General features: G+C 65.5%; 17 protein-coding genes. 10 read left to right on the plus strand and 7 right to left on the minus strand.

Going from position 1 to position 17,405, the window contains the following annotated elements; all coding sequences use genetic code 11:
• The 8 genes from KGM94_RS14330 to KGM94_RS14365 form a co-directional block, all read left to right on the plus strand.
• Positions 1–573 (plus strand): aminotransferase class V-fold PLP-dependent enzyme (locus KGM94_RS14330; RefSeq protein WP_300259930.1); only part of this gene is annotated, 573 nt, incomplete at its 5' end.
• Between the two features lie 94 nt (positions 574–667).
• Positions 668–2,164, plus strand: coding sequence for a Fe-S cluster assembly protein SufB (gene sufB, locus KGM94_RS14335; protein WP_300259932.1), 1,497 nt, complete (start codon positions 668–670; stop codon positions 2,162–2,164).
• 129 nt (positions 2,165–2,293) lie between these two features.
• A complete protein-coding gene (gene sufC, locus KGM94_RS14340; RefSeq protein WP_300259985.1) occupies positions 2,294–3,046 on the plus strand; it encodes a Fe-S cluster assembly ATPase SufC in 753 nt (250 codons plus the stop codon).
• A gap of 11 nt (positions 3,047–3,057) precedes the next feature.
• Entirely contained in the window at positions 3,058–4,371 is a 1,314-nt protein-coding gene (sufD, locus tag KGM94_RS14345; RefSeq protein ID WP_300259935.1) for a Fe-S cluster assembly protein SufD, read from the plus strand.
• Positions 4,368–5,615: a cysteine desulfurase gene (locus KGM94_RS14350; RefSeq protein WP_300259939.1), complete on the plus strand. Its 1,248-nt coding sequence runs from the start codon at positions 4,368–4,370 to the stop codon at positions 5,613–5,615. The genes sufD and KGM94_RS14350 overlap by 4 nt, the downstream gene beginning before the upstream one ends.
• Positions 5,612–5,983 (plus strand): SUF system Fe-S cluster assembly protein, encoded by a 372-nt coding sequence (locus tag KGM94_RS14355; RefSeq protein WP_300259943.1) that lies wholly within the window; start codon positions 5,612–5,614, stop codon positions 5,981–5,983. The genes KGM94_RS14350 and KGM94_RS14355 overlap by 4 nt, the downstream gene beginning before the upstream one ends.
• A gap of 62 nt (positions 5,984–6,045) precedes the next feature.
• Positions 6,046–6,444: an iron-sulfur cluster assembly accessory protein gene (locus KGM94_RS14360; protein WP_300259946.1), complete on the plus strand. Its 399-nt coding sequence runs from the start codon at positions 6,046–6,048 to the stop codon at positions 6,442–6,444.
• 172 nt (positions 6,445–6,616) lie between these two features.
• Positions 6,617–7,054 (plus strand): TfoX/Sxy family protein, encoded by a 438-nt coding sequence (locus KGM94_RS14365; protein ID WP_300259949.1) that lies wholly within the window; start codon positions 6,617–6,619, stop codon positions 7,052–7,054.
• Positions 7,055–7,063: 9 nt separating this feature from the next.
• Here KGM94_RS14365 and KGM94_RS14370 read toward each other — a convergent pair whose 3' ends face one another.
• Positions 7,064–8,131 carry a GGDEF domain-containing protein gene (locus tag KGM94_RS14370; RefSeq protein ID WP_300259952.1) on the minus strand — a complete coding sequence of 356 codons (1,068 nt, stop codon included), beginning with the start codon at positions 8,129–8,131 and terminating at the stop codon, positions 7,064–7,066.
• A gap of 104 nt (positions 8,132–8,235) precedes the next feature.
• Positions 8,236–9,705, minus strand: coding sequence for a DEAD/DEAH box helicase (locus KGM94_RS14375; protein WP_300259956.1), 1,470 nt, complete (start codon positions 9,703–9,705; stop codon positions 8,236–8,238).
• A gap of 447 nt (positions 9,706–10,152) precedes the next feature.
• Here KGM94_RS14375 and KGM94_RS14380 point away from each other — a divergent pair, with 447 nt between their 5' ends.
• Both KGM94_RS14380 and KGM94_RS14385 read left to right on the plus strand, forming a co-directional pair.
• Positions 10,153–11,412: an FAD-dependent oxidoreductase gene (locus tag KGM94_RS14380; RefSeq protein WP_300259960.1), complete on the plus strand. Its 1,260-nt coding sequence runs from the start codon at positions 10,153–10,155 to the stop codon at positions 11,410–11,412.
• Between the two features lie 205 nt (positions 11,413–11,617).
• Complete coding sequence (locus tag KGM94_RS14385) at positions 11,618–12,400, plus strand: outer membrane beta-barrel protein (RefSeq protein WP_300259965.1); 783 nt, start codon at positions 11,618–11,620, stop codon at positions 12,398–12,400.
• A gap of 79 nt (positions 12,401–12,479) precedes the next feature.
• On the opposite strand, the gene KGM94_RS14390 is transcribed toward KGM94_RS14385, so the two are convergent.
• The 5 genes from KGM94_RS14390 to parE form a co-directional block, all read right to left on the minus strand.
• Positions 12,480–13,196, minus strand: a complete 717-nt coding sequence (locus KGM94_RS14390) for an outer membrane beta-barrel protein (RefSeq protein WP_300259969.1) — start codon at positions 13,194–13,196, stop codon at positions 12,480–12,482.
• Positions 13,197–13,309: 113 nt separating this feature from the next.
• On the minus strand, positions 13,310–14,080 hold the full coding sequence (locus KGM94_RS14395; RefSeq protein ID WP_300259972.1) for a glucose 1-dehydrogenase: 771 nt from the start codon (positions 14,078–14,080) through the stop codon (positions 13,310–13,312).
• A 46-nt stretch (positions 14,081–14,126) separates the two neighbouring features.
• Positions 14,127–14,312 carry a hypothetical protein gene (locus KGM94_RS14400; RefSeq protein ID WP_300259975.1) on the minus strand — a complete coding sequence of 62 codons (186 nt, stop codon included), beginning with the start codon at positions 14,310–14,312 and terminating at the stop codon, positions 14,127–14,129.
• A 230-nt stretch (positions 14,313–14,542) separates the two neighbouring features.
• Positions 14,543–15,328 (minus strand): porin family protein, encoded by a 786-nt coding sequence (locus tag KGM94_RS14405; RefSeq protein ID WP_300259978.1) that lies wholly within the window; start codon positions 15,326–15,328, stop codon positions 14,543–14,545.
• Between the two features lie 208 nt (positions 15,329–15,536).
• A partial coding sequence (gene parE / locus KGM94_RS14410) for a DNA topoisomerase IV subunit B (protein WP_300259982.1) occupies positions 15,537–17,405 on the minus strand: 1,869 nt, incomplete at its 5' end.

Consider the following 17,405-nt stretch of genomic DNA (forward strand, 5'->3'; position numbering starts at 1 on the left):
ACCTTCTCTGCACACAAGGTCGGCGGCCCCAAGGGGAACGGCGCCCTTGTCATGGCCGAGGGGCTGACGGGATTGGAACCGTCGCTGCGCGGGGGCGGGCAGGAGCTTGGCCGCCGCGCCGGAACCGAGAACGTCGCCGGCATTGCCGGCTTCGGCGCCGCGGTTAGGGCAGCCCTTCAGGCTCTGCCGGAGGACGCGGTTCGGCTCAAAGCGCTCAGGAATCGCTTGGAAAATGGGCTCAAGCAGATTGCTGGGGCGTTCATCTTCTCCGACGACGTTGATCGGTTGCCAAATACCACTTTGTTCACCGCGCCTGGGCTGAAGGCCGAAACCGCGGTGATCGGCTTCGACCTCGAAGGTATCGCTGTGTCCTCCGGCTCGGCCTGCTCCTCCGGCAAGGTGCAGCCGTCGCACGTGCTCTCGGCGATGGGATTTGACCCCGCCGTCGCACAGGGAGCGGTGCGTCTCAGTCTGGGCTGGTCCACGCAGGAGGCGGACATTGATCGCTGCCTCGAGGCTTGGCGAAGGCTGGGTAATAGCCTACTTAGTGGGGAGCGACGAAACACGGCTTGAACGGTTCTAAGGGCGTGCTTTCCGCCAGGAAACATCGTAAGAGTCGTCCGAGTTTGATCCACCGCGGTCCTTGAAACCGCGAGCGGAGGAATGAATGCCAGCCGTACAAGAGACGGTCGATCGCGTACGCCGCATCGACGTCGACCAATATCGTTATGGGTTTGAAACCCTGATCGACTCCGAGAAGGCCCCGAAGGGGCTGTCGGAAGATATCGTCAAGTTCATCTCCGGGAAGAAAAACGAGCCCGCCTGGATGCTCGAATGGCGGCTGGAGGCCTATCGCCGCTGGCTGACCATGCGTGAGCCGACCTGGGCGCGCGTCGACTATCCCAGGATCGACTACCAGGACATCTACTACTACGCGGCGCCGAAGCCGAAGAAGTCGGTCTCTTCGCTCGACGAGATCGATCCGGAGATTCTCAAGACCTACGAGAAGCTTGGCATTCCCTTGCGGGAAGTGGCGGTGCTGGAAGGCGTCGAGCCGAAGCCGAGCGAGAGCGATCCCCCCGCGCGGAAAATCGCGGTCGATGCGGTCTTCGACTCCGTGTCGGTCGCAACCACCTTCAAGGCGGAGCTGAAGAAGGCCGGCGTGATCTTCATGCCGATCTCGGAAGCGATCCGCGAGCATCCGGAACTGGTGCAGAAATATCTGGGCAGCGTGGTGCCGACCTCGGACAATTTCTACGCTACGCTGAACTCGGCGGTGTTCTCCGACGGCTCGTTCGTCTACGTGCCGCCGGGCGTGCGCTGCCCGATGGAGCTGTCGACCTACTTCCGCATCAACGAGCGCAACACCGGCCAGTTCGAGCGCACGCTGATCATCGCCGACAAGGGCTCCTACGTCAGCTATCTCGAAGGCTGCACCGCGCCGCAGCGCGACGAGAACCAGCTCCATGCCGCGGTCGTCGAACTCGTCGCGCTCGACGACGCCGAGATCAAATATTCGACGGTGCAGAACTGGTACCCTGGCAACTCGGAAGGGGTCGGCGGCATCTACAATTTCGTCACCAAGCGCGGCGACTGCCGCGGCGCCAACTCCAAGATTTCCTGGACCCAGGTCGAGACCGGCTCGGCCATTACCTGGAAGTACCCTAGCTGCATCCTGCGGGGCGACAACTCCCGCGGCGAGTTCTACTCGATCGCGATCTCGAACGGATTTCAGCAGGTCGATAGCGGCACCAAGATGATCCATCTGGGCCGCAACACGACCAGCCGGATCATTTCCAAGGGCATCGCCGCCGGCAAGTCGCAGAACACCTATCGCGGCCTCGTCACCGCGCACCGCAAGGCCACCGGCGCCCGCAACTTCACGGCCTGCGATTCCTTGTTGATCGGCGACAAATGCGGCGCACACACCGTGCCGTACATTGAGGCCAAGAACTCGTCGGCGACGTTCGAGCACGAGGCCACGACCTCGAAAATCTCCGAGGACGTGCTGTTCTACTGCGTCCAGCGCGGGCTTAGTCAGGAAGAAGCCGTCGGCCTCGTCGTCAACGGCTTCGTCAAGGACGTGCTGCAGCAGCTGCCGATGGAGTTCGCGGTGGAGGCGCAGAAGCTGATCTCGATCTCGCTCGAAGGATCGGTCGGCTAGCTCGGACCTCATCCTGAGGGGGCCGCGCAGCGGCCGTCTCCAAGGGTGGTTACCGGAAAGATTGTGGCCTCATCCTTCGAGACGCGCCTTCGGCGCTCCTCAGGACGAGGAGATGGATAGGAAAAAATGATGCCGCTGCTTGAAGTGAAAGACCTGAAGGTGCGTGTCGAGGAGCGCGAGATTCTCCACGGCCTGACGCTGACCGTGAACGAGGGCGAGGTGCACGCCATCATGGGGCCGAACGGCTCCGGCAAGTCGACGCTGTCGCACGTCATCGCCGGCAAGCCCGGCTATGAGGTGACCGACGGCCAGATCCTGTTCAAGGGCGAGGACCTGCTGGAGATGGCTCCCGAGGAGCGCGCCGCCAAGGGCGTGTTCCTGGCGTTCCAGTACCCGGTCGAGATCCCCGGCGTCGCCACCATGAACTTCCTGCGCACCGCGCTGAACGCGCAGCGCAAGGCGCGCGGCGAGAGCGAATATTCGACGCCGGATTTCCTGAAGAAGGTCCGCGAGGTCTCGAAGTCGCTGAACATCCCGCAGGACATGCTCAAGCGCGGCGTCAATGTCGGCTTCTCCGGCGGCGAGAAGAAGCGCAACGAGGTGCTGCAGATGGCGCTGTTCGAGCCGAGCCTGTGCATCCTCGACGAGATGGATTCCGGCCTCGACATCGACGCGCTCAGGATCGCCGCCGACGGCGTCAACGCGCTGCGCTCGCCCAAGCGCTCGATGGTCGTCATCACGCACTATCAGCGCCTCCTCAACTACATCGTGCCCGACGTCGTGCACGTGATGTCGCGCGGCAAGGTCGTGAAGACCGGCAACAAGGAGCTGGCGCTGGAACTCGAGGCATCCGGCTACGCCCAGTTCGAGGACGCGGCCTGAAGGGATTTGCGATGAACGTTGCTGTGGCAAAGACCGGAAGCGGCCGCGCGGTGAGCGATGTGTTCGCCAGCGCCCAGGGCCGTCTGCCAGGTTCGGCCGCGATCGCGGAGGCGCGCCGCCAGGCGTTCGAGACCTATGAGCGTCTCGGCCTGCCGCATCGCCGGATCGAGGAATGGAAATATACCGACCTGCGCGCCCTGGTCGGTGAGGTGCTGCCGCTGGCGGCCACCCCCGATGCCGCCGCGCTGTCGCGCGCGACTGAAGCGGTGAAGGCACAGGCGTTTGCCGGCGCCCGGAAGCTCGTGCTGGTGGACGGCGTGTTCGCACCGGAGCTGTCCGACCTCGCGGCGCTCGGCCCGGAGATCAGTCTCACGACGCTGCGCGAGGCGCTGGACAAGGACGCGGGCGGCGACCTGCTCAAGACCGCCTCGACCGACGCCATGATCTCGCTGAATGCGGCGCTGGCGACCGACGGCGTCGTGCTGGCGATCCGCGACGGCGCGCAATTGTCCGTGCCGGTCCAGATCATCCATGTCGCGACCGTGTCCTCCGCGTCCGTCGTGACCCGTTCGCAGCTCCGCATCGGCAACGGCGCGCGCGTCACCATCATCGAAAGCTTTGCCCCGGCCGCGACGGCCGGCGCCTATCAGGTCATTGATGCGCTCATCCTCTCGATCGGCGACGATGCCGACGTCGCTCATATCCGCCTGATGGACGACGCGCCCGATGCCGTGAACGTCACCTCCGCCATCGTCACGATCGGCGCCCGCACCAAGCTCAATCTGTTCAACATGACGACTGGCGCGGCCGTGAGCCGCCTGCAGGGCTTCATCACGCTGGCGGGCGAGGGCAGCACGCTCGCGGCAAACGGCGTCAATCTGCTCAGGAAGACCGAGCATGGCGACACCACGCTGGTGGTCGACCATGCCGTGCCCGGCTGCACCAGCCGCGAGACCTTCCGCGCCGTGGTCGACGATCGCGGTCATTCGGTGTTCCAGGGCCGCATCATCGTCCGCCCCGACGCGCAGAAGACCGACGGCAAGATGATGACGCGGGCGCTGCTGCTGTCCGACGAGGCCGAGGCCGACAACAAGCCGGAGCTGGAAATTTTTGCCGACGACGTCTCCTGCGGCCACGGCGCCACCGCCGGTGCGCTCGACGACAGCCTCTTGTTCTATCTGCGCGCGCGCGGACTGCCCGAGAAGGAAGCCCAGGCGCTGCTGATCCAGGCCTTCGTCGGCGAGGCGATCGAAGAGATTGCCGACGATGGCCTGCGCGAGCACGTCATCGGGCTCGCCGAGCGCTGGCTGGAGGCGCGCAAATGAGCACGCATCCGGCAGTCCGGAACGGCGCCTACGACGTCGCCCGCGTGCGGCAGGATTTCCCGGCGCTGGCGCTGAAGGTCTACGGCAAGCCGCTGGTCTATCTCGACAACGCCGCGTCCGCGCAGAAGCCGCAGGCCGTGCTCGACCGCATGACGCAGGTTTACACGAGCGAATACGCCAATGTGCATCGTGGCCTGCATTACCTCGCCAATGCCGCGACGGAAGCCTATGAGGGCGGCCGCACCAAGGTCGCGCAGTTCCTCAACGCCCGCCGCAGCGAGGAGATCGTCTTCACCCGCAACGCGACCGAGGCGATCAACCTCGTCGCTTCGAGCTGGGGCGAGCCCAACGTCAAGGCGGGCGACGAGATCGTCATCTCGATCATGGAGCATCATTCCAACATCGTACCCTGGCATTTCCTCAGGGAACGCCACGGCGCGGTGATCAAATGGGCGCCAGTCGACGACGAGGGCAACTTCCTGATCGACGAGTTCGAGAAGCTGCTGACGCCGAAGACCAAGCTGGTCGCGATCACGCAGATGTCGAACGCGCTCGGCACCATCGTGCCGGTCAAGGACGTCGTGAAGATCGCCCACGCCCGCGGCATTCCGGTGCTGGTCGACGGCAGCCAGGCGGCGGTGCATCTGGCGATCGACGTGCAGGACATCGACTGCGACTTCTACGTCTGCACCGGCCACAAGCTCTACGGGCCGACCGGCATCGGCGTGCTCTACGCCAGGCACGACCTCCTGGCGGCGATGCGCCCCTACAATGGCGGCGGCGAGATGATCCGCGAGGTCGCCCGCGACTGGGTCACCTACGGCGATCCCCCGCACAAGTTCGAGGCGGGTACGCCCGCCATCGTCGAGGCGGTGGGGCTGGGTGCGGCCATCGACTACGTCAATTCGATCGGCAAGGAGCGCATCGCGGCCCACGAGCACGATCTGCTGACCTATGCCGAGGGGCGGCTGCGCGAGATCAACGCGCTGCGGCTGATCGGCACCGCCCGGGGCAAGGGTCCCGTGATCTCCTTCGAGCTGAAGGGGGCGCACGCCCACGACGTCGCCACCGTGATCGACCGTCAGGGCATCGCGGTGCGCGCCGGCACCCATTGCGTGATGCCGCTTTTGGAACGCTTCAACGTCACCGCGACGTGCCGGGCCTCGTTCGGCATGTATAATACGCGGGAGGAAATCGACCATCTGGCACAGGCGCTGTTGAAAGCGCGGGATCTGTTCGCATGACCGATACGGCCGACGTCAAAGTCAATCCGATGGAAACGCATTCGGCGCTGCCGCCGGAGGAGACCGAGCGGCTGTCGCGCGAGATCATCGCCGCGCTGAAGACCGTGTTCGATCCGGAGATCCCGGCTGACATCTACGAGCTCGGCCTGATCTACCGTGTCGAGATCAAGGACGACCGTTCCGTCGACGTCCTGATGACGCTGACGACGCCGAACTGCCCCGCCGCCGGCGAGTTGCCGACCATGGTGGAGAATGCGGTGGCGAGCGTTCCCGGCGTCGGCGTGGTCGACGTCCAGGTGGTCTGGGACCCGGCCTGGACACCGGAGCGGATGAGCGACGAGGCGCGCCTCGTGCTCAATATGTGGTGAGCGTGGCGTCGGTACTCGACTTGCTGGATTGAATTCACATTCAGATGGACCACATCAAAAACATGACCCAGACAGCATCGCCTCCCATAGCCAAGCCGAAGCGGCCCCGCCCGCAGGTCATGCGGTTGACGGATGCCGCGGCAGCCCGCGTCAACGAGTTGACGGCGCGCGCCGATTCCGAGATCGTCGGCCTGCGCGTCGGCGTCAAGAACGGCGGCTGCGCCGGCCAGTCCTACACGGTCGAATACGCCCACGATGTCCGCCCGACCGACGAGGTCGTCGAGGACAAGGGCGTCAAGATCCTGGTCGATCCCAAGGCGGTGCTGTTCCTGCTCGGCACCGAAATGGACTACAAGGTCGACAGGATGTCGGCGCAGTTCGTCTTCAAGAACCCCAACCAGGTCTCGGCCTGCGGCTGCGGCGAGTCCGTCGAACTGAAGCCGGCGAAGGTCGAGGGGTAGGCTCACCCGTCATTACGAGGAGCGATAGCGACGAAGCAATCCAGAATCTTTCCGCCGAGAGATTCTGGATTGCTTCGCGGAGCCTGTCATCGGGCCGCGCTTTGCGCGGACCCGGTGGCCCGCAATGACGCCAATGTTATGGTGGGCAACCCTCTCGCACGAGAGCAGCGCCATGGACCGCGAATTCCTCGTCGATCTCTTCGCCGATTTCGGCCCCGTCACCATCCGCAGGATGTTTTCCGGCTACGGCATCTCCGCCGACGGCACCAATTTTGCGCTGGCGCTGCGGGCCGGACTGTTCTTCCGCGCCGACGAAGCGACGATCCCGGACTACGAGGCCGAAGGCTCAAGGCCGTTCCAGTACCAGACCCGCGCCAAGACGGTGACGGTCAATTCCTACTGGCAGTTGCCAGCGCGCCTGTTCGACGATTCCGAGGAGCTTGCGCGATGGGCGAGGGCGGCGCTCGCCGCCGCGCAGCGCGCCAAGATGAAGAAGCGACCGCGCACGAAAGAGGCGGAGCCGAAGAAGTCGCCTGCGATGAAGCGGAAGTCTGTGAAGAAGGTGGCGCGTAGGGCGGGCAAGGCGAAGCGGGCTCGCCGTTCCCGATAGCCGGCGGCGTCACGCCACCTGGCTGCGGCTCTCGGCGACGTATTCGGGATCGACTTCGCAGACCACGCGGTTGCGGCCGTTGCGCTTCGCGGCGTAGAGGCAGGCATCTGCCCGCTCGATCAGCGAATCGGTGTCGTCGCCCGGCTTCAGCATGGAGACGCCGACCGAAATGGTGACGCGGCCGAGGATTTCGCCGGTGGACTTCTTCTTCAATTCCTTCGCCATCACGGCGCGGCGGATGTGGTCGGCGACGGTGAGCGCCTGGCGCATCGCGGTGTCGGGCAGAACGACCGCGAACTCCTCGCCGCCGTAGCGCGCGGTGATGTCCTGGCCCTTGATGGTCTGCTTCAGCGACAGCCCGACGAGCCGCAGCACCTGGTCGCCGGTGAGGTGGCCGTAGCTGTCGTTGAACGACTTGAAATGATCGATGTCGAACAGAAGGAGCGACAGCGGCTCGCCGGCCGCCACTGCGGCCTGCACGGCCACCTCGATCATGCGATCGAAATATTTGCGGTTGCCGAGTCCGGTGAGCGGATCGGTCAGGCTCTCGGCGCGGATCGCCTCCAGGCTGTGCTGCAGGTTGCTGATCTCGCCCTTCGACAGCGTCAGCCGGTCCTCCAGCGCCTTGTTGGTGTCGCGCATCTCGCGCGTCGAGCGGGCCAGCGTCTCCACGATGCCCTTGATCTGCTCGCGGGTGCCGGCGTGCTCGAGCTTCTGGCTCGCACCGGACAGGCTGGCGTCGTAGACGGCGGACATGCCGAGCGCCTCGCCGAGCAGCCTCATCACGTCGTCGATCTCGCCGATGACGCGCGCCCCGACCTTGTCGATGCGGTCGGTGGTCTTGATGTGGGAGAGGTAGGTGTCGTAGATCTGATCGAGATCGGCCTCGGTCAGCTTGCCGTTACGCGCCAGCGTCTCGTTGATGATCTTGTTGAGGGGCGCGTTGTAGCCGGTGGCGTAGACGTACCAGATCTCGTAGTTGCGGGGAATTGCGGTCTGCCGGAGCGATCGGATCTGACCGAGTGCGACCTCGGCAAATGCCATCGTGCGTTCGTGTTCGTCGAGCACCTTGACCACAGAACATTCCTCATGCGGTCAGGTGCCGCCCGACCGCAGCAATACTCAAATTATGCGGTGCAGGCTAAAGGACGACCGTGAACGACCGGTAAACGGGCGCTCCGTCAGGCTCCGGCCGGAGTGCGAACGGGTCGCAGGAGGAATGCCGGAAGATGCGAGTGATCGGCCGGCTCGGAATCGGGTTCGTGCCGGGGACGGCGCGGCTCGGGACGGCCGATCGACGGCACGCTGGACGCGTCCGGCCGCTGGCGCGATGCCTTGCGGGGGTCTGCCTTGCGCGGTTCGGAGGCGAGGCGTGTCTCGGAGGGCTGCCGCGCTTCCGAGGCGTGTCGCGCCTCGCCGCGCTTCTCGTGTCCGCGGGACGCCTTGCCGCGTCCGCCGCGGGAGCGTTCCCGGCCGCGCGGCTCGCGCTGACGCTCGCTCCGCTCGGAACTCTCGGCCTGTACCTCGTAGTCGCCTTCGGCGCGCGGGATGCTCTGTCCGATCAGCTTTTCGATCGCCGCCATCGACTTCTGGTCGAGCGGGGTGACGATCGAGATCGCGGTGCCGGTGCGGCCCGCGCGGCCGGTGCGGCCGATGCGGTGCACGTAGTCGTCGGGATGGTGGGGGACGTCGAAATTGAAGACGTGGCTGACCTCGGGAATGTCGAGGCCGCGGGCGGCGACGTCGGAGGCGACCAGCAGCGGCAATTCGCCCTTGCGGAACTGGTCGAGCGCGGCCATGCGCGCCGGCTGGTCCATGTCGCCATGCAGCGCGCCGACGCTGAAGCCGTGCTTCTGCAGCGACTTGTGGACGACCGCCACCTCGCGCTTGCGATTGCAGAAGATGATCGCGTTCTTGAGGTCCTTGGCCTCGCGGAGCAGGCGGCGGAGCAATTCGCGCTTCTCATGCGGCTCGCGGCCGGCCGGCACCTGGGATTGCGTCACGGTCACGGCCGCGGTGGCGGGCCGGGAGACCTCGACCTTCTGCGGATTGTGCAGGAAGGCCTCGGTGATGCGTCGGATCTCCGACGGCATGGTCGCGGTGAAGAACAGGGTCTGCCGCGTGAAGGGCACGAGCTTGCAGATGCGCTCGATGTCCGGGATGAAGCCCATGTCCAGCATGCGGTCGGCTTCGTCGATGACGAGCAGCTCGACGCCGGTGAGCAGGAGACCGCCGCGCTCGGTGTGGTCGAGCAGGCGGCCGGGGGTTGCGATCAGCACGTCGACGCCGCGCGTCAGCTTGGCGTCCTGGTCGCCGAACGAGACGCCGCCGATCAGGAGGGCGACGTTGAGCTTCTGGCCGGCGCCGTAGCGGTCGAAGTTCTCCTTGACCTGCGCCGCGAGCTCGCGGGTCGGCTCCAGGATCAGGGTGCGCGGCATGCGTGCCCGCGCGCGGCCCTTTTCGAGGATGGTGAGCATCGGCAGCACGAAGGCCGCGGTCTTGCCGGTGCCGGTCTGGGCGATGCCGAGCACGTCGCGACGCGCGAGCACGTGGGGAATCGCCTGTTCCTGGATCGGGGTGGGGTTGGTGTAACCGGTGGCCGCGACTGCGGCGAGGACTTTTTCGGACAATCCGAGATTGGAAAAGGACATTGAGCCTCTGGTCGAAACCGCCGTTCGGAATCGAGGGTAAAAAGGCTGTCGCGTTCCACCCCGAAACGGCGCGCTCACTGTGAAGCTGGGGGTGCTGACTTACGCGAACAAAGCGCCAAGCTCAGGAATCGCTCTTCGATACCGAGCCGCGTCGCACCGGAACATAGGCTGGAATCGGCCAAAGTCAATGGAGCACCGCGGGAAGAGCCTAAAAAACCTAGAGTTTTTGTCAAATAGCGGGCAAAGCTCGGCTTTTCGCCCGATCTGCCCCCGACCAGGCTGGGCTTAGCCGGGCACCGCCGTCTCCTGCCGGGCGGGTCGTTCCATTGAACTGCGCCGATCGTTGATCCGACTATGATTTCAACCGCGGCACGGTCCGATGGCGAATGCCACGCGTTGAGTCCGGATTGATCGCACTCGGTCGCAAGCGCCCGCGGGAACCGGATCATGGACGCAACATCATCAGGACGACGATCGGCCGGGCGCTCGATGAGCGTGCGTTGCTGCATCGTCGGCGGCGGGCCGGCGGGGATGATGCTCGGCTATCTCCTCGGCCGCGCCGGCATCGACGTCGTGGTGCTGGAGAAGCATGCGGATTTCTTCCGCGATTTCCGCGGCGACACCGTGCATCCCTCGACGCTGCAGGTGATGGACGAGCTCGGCCTGATCGACGGCTTCCTCGAGCTGCCGCATCAGCGGTTGCAGGTGCTCGAGGGGTTGTTCGGCGGCACGCCGGTGCGGATCGCCGATCTCCGCCGGCTCGATGCAAAATACCCGTTCATCGCCTTCATGCCGCAGTGGGATTTTCTGAACTTTCTGCGCGAGAGCGGTCGGCGCTTTCCGTCCCTCGAGGTGATGATGAGCACCGAGGCGGTCGATCTGATCCGCACCGGCGAGACGGTCGCGGGCGTGCGCGCGAGGACGCCGGGCGGCCCGATCGACATCGAAGCCGATCTCACCGTCGCCTGCGACGGCCGGCATTCGATCCTGCGCGAGCGCGCCGGCCTCGCGATCGAGGAGATCGGCGCGCCCATGGACGTGCTGTGGTTCCGCGCCGGGCGACGGAGCGACCAGACCGAGAACGTGTTCGCGCGGGTCGAGCAGGGCAAGATGATGATTACCTTCGACCGCGGCGACTACTGGCAATGCGCCTATGTCATCGCCAAGGGGCAGTACGACGCGGTGAAGGCGAGGGGGCTTCAGCCGCTGCTCGACGACGTCGTGCGCATGGCGCCGATCCTGACGTCGGGGATTTCCGACGTGACGAGTTTTGACGACGTCAAGCTGCTCACGGTGGCGATCAATCGCCTGACGCGCTGGACGCGACCGGGACTGCTCTGCATCGGCGACGCCGCGCATGCGATGTCGCCGGTCGGCGGCGTCGGCGTCAATCTCGCCGTGCAGGATGCGGTCGCGAGCGCCAATCTGCTCGCGGAGAAGCTGAGGCGCGGCCGTCCGTCCGAGGACGAGCTCGGCGCAGTGCGGCGCCGGCGCGAATTTCCGGTGAAGATGACGCAGCGGATGCAGGTCGTCGTGCAGAACAACATCATCAGCGGCGCGCTGCGGCCGGGCGACCGGCCGCTGAAGGTGCCGCTGATCGTGCGCCTGCTCACGGCGGTGCCGTGGCTGCAGGGCATTCCGGCGCGATTCATCGGGCTCGGCGTGCGGCCCGAGCACGTGCACTCGCCGGACGCGAATGCCTCGTGATCGCCGCGCGCGAAGCGGCGAGATTCCGATCAAGAGTCCGGTAGGGATAACGCCGCGTTAAATCTCGCTGCGGAAGTTGCGCCGCTGCAACAGCGCAACGGGATTCGAATTCGGCGCGCGCGATTCATCGCGCGCGCGATCGATTGCTTTCGATTTGGTAAGACCTGTCTGTGAGCGTGCGCCCATCAAGGACAAGGGGTGTACCATGCGTTCCAGACTGATTGCTGCCTTCGCCTGCACGACCGCGCTCGTCACCGCGGGCGCTGCTTCCGCCGCCGACCTCGCCGCGCGGCCCTATTATACCAAGGCGCCGGCCTACGTCGCCTCGCTCTACAACTGGGGCGGGCTTTACGTCGGCGGCCATCTCGGCGGCGCCTGGACGACCGAGCAGTGGGCCAACACCGCCAACACGTCGGCGTTCGGCGACCTCGCGCCGGGCCAGGGCTTCCGTCAGAGCGGCTCGGGCATCTTCGGCGGCGGCCAGATCGGCTACAACTGGCAGGCCAGCAACTACGTGTTCGGTCTCGAGGGCACGTTCTCCGGCATGGACAACCGCGGCACCATCAACAACACGGTGTTCGGCGTCGGCCTCGACGACCAGTTCAGCTGGAAAACGAACTTCATGGCGACGATCGTCGGCCGCGCCGGCTTCGCCGTGCAGAACAATCTCTTCTACATCAGGGGCGGCTATGCCGGCGTCAATAACCGTCTGTCGGTGGTCGACAACGTTCCGAACCCCTCGACCGGCTCGGGCGCCCAGAGCCGCTGGCACAATGGCTGGACCATCGGCGCCGGCTGGGAATACGGCATCACCCAGAACTGGATCGTCGGCGTCGAATACAACTACGCAGCGTTCCAGACCCAGAGCTATCAGCTCGTCGGCACTGGCGCCGGCAGCTACACGTTCGACGCCAGGCCGCGCGACATCCAGTGGGCGGTCGCGCGCGTCAGCTACAAGTTCGGCGCGCCGGTCGTCGCGCGCTACTGAGCGCCAGCAGGTTGCCGCTCAAACGAAAGCCCCGGGCGCTGGCCCGGGGCTATTTGCGTGGTCGATGCAGAGGCGTCGGTCAGTACTTGGCGACAACCGGTCCGCCGCCGAAGCGATAGTTGATGCCGACCTTGAAGGTGTCGATGTCGAGGCGAAGATCAGCCGAAGACAGCGCCGACAAGGCGCCGGCCGGGGCGGTCCAGGTTCCGAAGCCGTAGTGCATGTATTCGAACTTGGCGCTCCAGTTCGGCATGAAGCCCCATTCGATGCCGGCACCGGCTGCATAACCCCAACGATCGGAGCTGTAGAAGAAGTTCGGGCCGCCCGGCGCAGTTGCGCTGTAGCGGGCGTCGGCGAACCCGGCGCCGCCGGTGCCGTAGAACAGCACCGGTCCGGCAGCATATCCGAGACGTCCGCGGAACGAGGCGAGCGTGCGAACGTTGGTTGCGCACACAAAGGCCGCGTTCGGGCAGGCCGCCGAACCATTGATGTCGGCCCAATCGCCATCGGCCTCGAGGCCGAACACCCAGGCGCCCGCCTGCCAGTTGTAGCCGACCTGGCCGCCGGCGAGGCCGCCCGAGATGTCATGGTTCGTATCCACGGCTGCTCCGGCGTACTGCCAGCGCTGCCGGCCCCAGCCGCCGCCGCCGTTCACGCCGATGTAGAAGCCGGTCCAGTTGTAGACGACGGCAGGCACCGGCGGCGGAGCCTTCGTGTAGCGCGGCGCCATGTCGGCGGCCGATGCGGCGACGGTGCTGGCGGTCAGGGCGGCGATTGTGATTGCAAGTTTCTTCATGGCTATCCCTAAATGCTTCGACTTGATCGCATCATTCTAGCCGAATGCCGCGCAAAACGATGTCTCCCCGCCGCAACACTGACTCAGAACCTGCTCCGAGAAACAAGGAACGATCATGCCATGACGGAAAAGCCGCCATCGACCGGGATCGCGGCGCCGGTCACGAAGTCGGAGGCCGGCGAGGCCAGGAACACCGCGATACCCGCGAAGTCGCCGACGTCGCCCCAGCGGCCTGCCGGCGTGCGCGCCAGCACGCGTTCATGCAGGCCGGCAACCTCCCGCCGCGCGCCCTTGGTGAGGTCGGTGTCGATCCAGCCGGGCAGGATGGCGTTGACCTGGATGTTGTCGACCGCCCAGGCACAGGCGCAGGAGCGCGTGAACTGCACGATGCCGCCCTTGCTCGCGGAGTAGGCCGGCGCATAGGCGCCCGCGAAGATCGACATCATCGAGCCGATATTGATGACCTTGCCGTGCCCCGACGCCTTCAGCGCGGGATAGGCCGCCTTCGAGCACAGGAACGCCGAGGTGAGGTTGGTGTCGAGCACGGTGCGCCATTCGTCGAGCTCGAGCGTATGCGTCGGCTTGCGAATGCTCATGCCGGCATTGTTGACGAGGACGTCGATCCGGCCGAGCTCCGCGGCCACGCGCGCGACCATGGCATCCACGGCCGCTTTGTCGGTCACGTCGGCGGCAACTGCGATCGCCTTCACGCCGCGCTTGCGGAGATCCTCGACCGCGGCAGCGGACTTCGTTTCGTTGCGCCCGACCACGGCGATGTCGGCGCCGGCGTCCGCAAGCCCGCGCGCCATGCCGAGCCCGATGCCGCCATTGCCGCCGGTGACGATCGCGACCCTGCCGCGGAGATCGAACGTGCCGGATGTCATGCTGCTGGTTCCTCTCGTCGTTCTTGTCGTCTCGTTCTCATCGTGCTCAAGCGTTGCTCTGCCAGATCAGCACCAGCCCGAAGCCGGCCATGACGGCGCCATAGAGGGCCCATTGCAGCTGGTCGATCATGAAGCTCCAGCGCGGCCAGGGCATGGTGCCGGTGCCTTGCCCGATCCAGAGCAGGCCGACGGCGAGCGCAAGCAGGCCCGCGATCAGCAGAAATCTGCGCATGTGTCCCCCCCAATGGTGCGCTTCTGTCGCGCCGCGGCAGGACCGATCGTCGATCGGCGCCGCCACGCTCGATCGCAGACTAGCCGTTGCTTCGGTTCGGAGACAATGCCTGCCGCGAGCTGACAGGCGGCGATCAAGGGGCCGATCGCGTCAAGCCTGTCCGCGCAACGAAAAAGCCCCGGACGATGCCGGGGCCTTGACGCTTGAAGTCGGTGTCCGATCAGTACTTGTCAGTACCTGGCGACGACCGGACCACCCCAGTTGAAGCGGTAGACCAGCTCGCTGCGCACGCTGTGCTCGCGGAACTTCTCGGTCACGCTGCGGCCTGTTAGGGCGCCACCAGGAATGAAGGTGGGGTTGACGTTGGCCCGGTCGAATTCCGAGTAACGATACTCGGTCTTCCAGAACAGGCCGGGCAGGAACGAGGTCAGAGCGTACTCGTCGCCCGTACCGATAAACCAGCCGCCCTTCGTGGATCCCGGCAGGTTAGCCTGGATACCACTACCAAACTGGGTCAGAGTCGTATCTTTCCAGTGGGCCTGGGTGTAACCGCCCGAAACGTAGGTGAGCAGCTGCGGCAGAACGAGGTAGCCGACGCGCAAACCTGCCGCCCACTGCCAATCCTGCTTCTGCGTGCCGGTGAACATCACAGCATTGGTGCCGTCGTAGCCGATGTCACCATGGATATCCATGAAGTCGTAATCGGCGAAGCCACCGACGACCCAGTTGGTACCTGCGAACTGGTAGTCGCAACCGCCTTGCACAGTTCCGAACCAACCCCGGGCGCCGGTGTTCAGGTTCGGGCTGGCGGCGACACCCGTCGCGGTGATGTATTCGTTGTGGTCATTGTTGGTCACTGCGGCGCCACCGCCGGCACCGATGAAGCAGCCGGTCCAGTTCACGGCTGCCACAACCGGGGCTGGAGCCTTGGTGTAAGCACGGGGCGCCATGTCGGCCGCAAAGGCCGTTCCGGTCATCGCGGTAACCGCGGTCAGAGTGAGCAAAACCTTCTTCATGACAAATCCCCAACCTTGCGTTTGAGTGGCGTGAGCGCCGCGAAAACCGTCCAACTGATGGTTGAACTATAGCCGCTTCCCCGGAAAAAGCTGTTGCATGGCAGGCACAGTCGCCCGAAAACGTCCGGGTTCGGAGGCGACGGCAAACCCAGCCTGCGGCGACAGGCCTTTTGATTCTCGTGTCTTTTGAAAGGTTTGCCAGATACGCTCAGACGTCGAGCAGCTCTTCGCTGGCGAACTCGGCCTTGTCCGAGATGAAGGCAAAACGCGCTTCGGCCTTGGTGCCCATCAGCCGCTCTACCGAATCGGCAGTGGTATCGCGGTCATCCGCGAGCAGGACCACCCGGAGCAGGGTCCGTTTGGCCGGATCCATGGTCGTTTCCTTGAGCTGCGCGGGCATCATCTCGCCGAGGCCCTTGAAGCGGTTCACCTCGACCTTGGCATTGGCGTTGAACTGGCTCTTCAGCAGCGCGTCCTTGTCCGCGTCGTCGCGGGCATAGACCGACTTCGAGCCGTGGGTCAGCTTGTAGAGCGGCGGCACCGCCAGATAGAGGTGTCCCTGGTCGATCAGGGGCCGCATCTGCCGATAGAAGAAGGTGATCAGCAGCGAAGCGATGTGCGCGCCGTCGACGTCGGCGTCGGTCATGATGATGATGCGCTGGTAGCGCAAATCCTCTTCGCGATAGCTTGCGAGCGTGCCGCAGCCGATCGCCTGGACGAGATCGGAGAGTTGCGCATTGGCGGTCAGCTTGTCCTTGCCGGCGGAGGCGACGTTGAGGATCTTGCCGCGCAACGGCAGCACGGCCTGGGTCTTGCGGTCGCGCGCCTGCTTGGCGCTGCCGCCGGCCGAGTCGCCCTCGACGATGAACAGCTCCGAGCCCTCGGTGCCGGCGTCGCTGCAGTCGGCGAGCTTGCCGGGAAGGCGAAGCTTCTTGCCGGCGGTCTTGCGCGCGGTCTCCTTTTCCTGGCGGCGGCGGAGGCGCTCTTCGGCGCGGTCGATCACGAAATCCAGCAGCCTGTTGGCCTGGTTCGGATTGCCCGAGAGCCAGTGGTCGAACGGATCCTTGATCGCCTGCTCGACGATGCGCTGCGCTTCGGCGGTCGCGAGCCGGTCCTTGGTCTGGCCCTGGAATTCCGGCTCGCGCACGAACACGCTGAGCATCACGGCCGCGCCCGCCATCACGTCCTCGGAGGTGACGGAAGCCGCGCGCTTGCTCTGGCCGACGCGCTCGGCATGGTCCTTCAGGCCGCGCAGAAGCGCGCTGCGGAGGCCCGATTCATGCGTGCCGCCGTCGGGCGTCGGCACGGTGTTGCAATAGGAGGACAGGAAGCCGTCGGCGTCCGCCGTCCAGGCCACCGCCCATTCGCAGGCGCCGTGGGCGCCGTTGCGCCCCGACTTGCCCGAGAAGATGTCGGGATGCACCAGCGTGTCGGCATGGATCGCGGCGGCCAGATAGTCCTTCAGTCCGCCGGGGAAATGGAAGGTGTCTTCCGCCGGCACGTCCTCGATGCCCTTGAGGAGCTCGGGCGCGCAGCGCCAGCGGATCTCGACGCCGCCGAACAGATAGGCCTTCGAGCGCGTCATCTTGAACAGGCGCTGCGGCTTGAAGACGGCCTTGGCGCCGAAGATGTCCGCATCGGGCTTGAAGCGGATCCGGGTGCCGCGGCGGTTGTTGATCTTGCCGAGATCCTCGAGCTTGCCCTTGGGATGGCCGCGCTCGAACGACATGCGATAGAGCTTCTGGCCGCGTGCGACCTCGACCTCGAGGCGCGAGGACAGCGCGTTCACCACGGAGACGCCGACGCCGTGCAGGCCGCCCGAGGTCTCGTAGACCTTGGAGTCGAACTTGCCGCCCGAATGCAGCGTGCACATGATGACTTCGAGTGCCGACTTCTTCGGGAATTTCGGATGGGGGTCGACGGGGATGCCGCGGCCGTTGTCGGTCACGGTGAGGAAGCCGTCGGCGGAGAGCTCCACCTCGATGAAGGTGGCGTGGCCGGCCAGCGCCTCGTCCATGGAGTTGTCGATGACTTCGGCGAACAGGTGATGCAGCGCCTTCTCGTCGGTGCCGCCGAT

Origin of the sequence: Bradyrhizobium sp., from assembly GCF_028868675.1 — a bacterium.
Taxonomy (GTDB): domain Bacteria; phylum Pseudomonadota; class Alphaproteobacteria; order Rhizobiales; family Xanthobacteraceae; genus Bradyrhizobium.

Bases quoted from the DNA above. Each gene is read 5' to 3' on its own strand.
- KGM94_RS14375 (WP_300259956.1), bottom strand. From the start codon at position 9,705: ATGTCCTTTTCCAATCTCGGATTGTCCGAAAAAGTCCTCGCCGCAGTC.
- KGM94_RS14400 (WP_300259975.1), bottom strand. From the start codon at position 14,312: ATGCGCAGATTTCTGCTGATCGCGGGCCTGCTTGCGCTCGCCGTCGGC.
- KGM94_RS14395 (WP_300259972.1), bottom strand. From the start codon at position 14,080: ATGACATCCGGCACGTTCGATCTCCGCGGCAGGGTCGCGATCGTCACC.
- KGM94_RS14385 (WP_300259965.1), top strand. From the start codon at position 11,618: ATGCGTTCCAGACTGATTGCTGCCTTCGCCTGCACGACCGCGCTCGTC.
- KGM94_RS14355 (WP_300259943.1), top strand. From the start codon at position 5,612: ATGACCGATACGGCCGACGTCAAAGTCAATCCGATGGAAACGCATTCG.
- KGM94_RS14380 (WP_300259960.1), top strand. From the start codon at position 10,153: ATGGACGCAACATCATCAGGACGACGATCGGCCGGGCGCTCGATGAGC.
- KGM94_RS14365 (WP_300259949.1), top strand. From the start codon at position 6,617: ATGGACCGCGAATTCCTCGTCGATCTCTTCGCCGATTTCGGCCCCGTC.
- sufB (WP_300259932.1), top strand. From the start codon at position 668: ATGCCAGCCGTACAAGAGACGGTCGATCGCGTACGCCGCATCGACGTC.
- KGM94_RS14405 (WP_300259978.1), bottom strand. From the start codon at position 15,328: ATGAAGAAGGTTTTGCTCACTCTGACCGCGGTTACCGCGATGACCGGA.
- KGM94_RS14360 (WP_300259946.1), top strand. From the start codon at position 6,046: ATGACCCAGACAGCATCGCCTCCCATAGCCAAGCCGAAGCGGCCCCGC.
- sufC (WP_300259985.1), top strand. From the start codon at position 2,294: ATGCCGCTGCTTGAAGTGAAAGACCTGAAGGTGCGTGTCGAGGAGCGC.
- sufD (WP_300259935.1), top strand. From the start codon at position 3,058: ATGAACGTTGCTGTGGCAAAGACCGGAAGCGGCCGCGCGGTGAGCGAT.
- KGM94_RS14350 (WP_300259939.1), top strand. From the start codon at position 4,368: ATGAGCACGCATCCGGCAGTCCGGAACGGCGCCTACGACGTCGCCCGC.
- KGM94_RS14390 (WP_300259969.1), bottom strand. From the start codon at position 13,196: ATGAAGAAACTTGCAATCACAATCGCCGCCCTGACCGCCAGCACCGTC.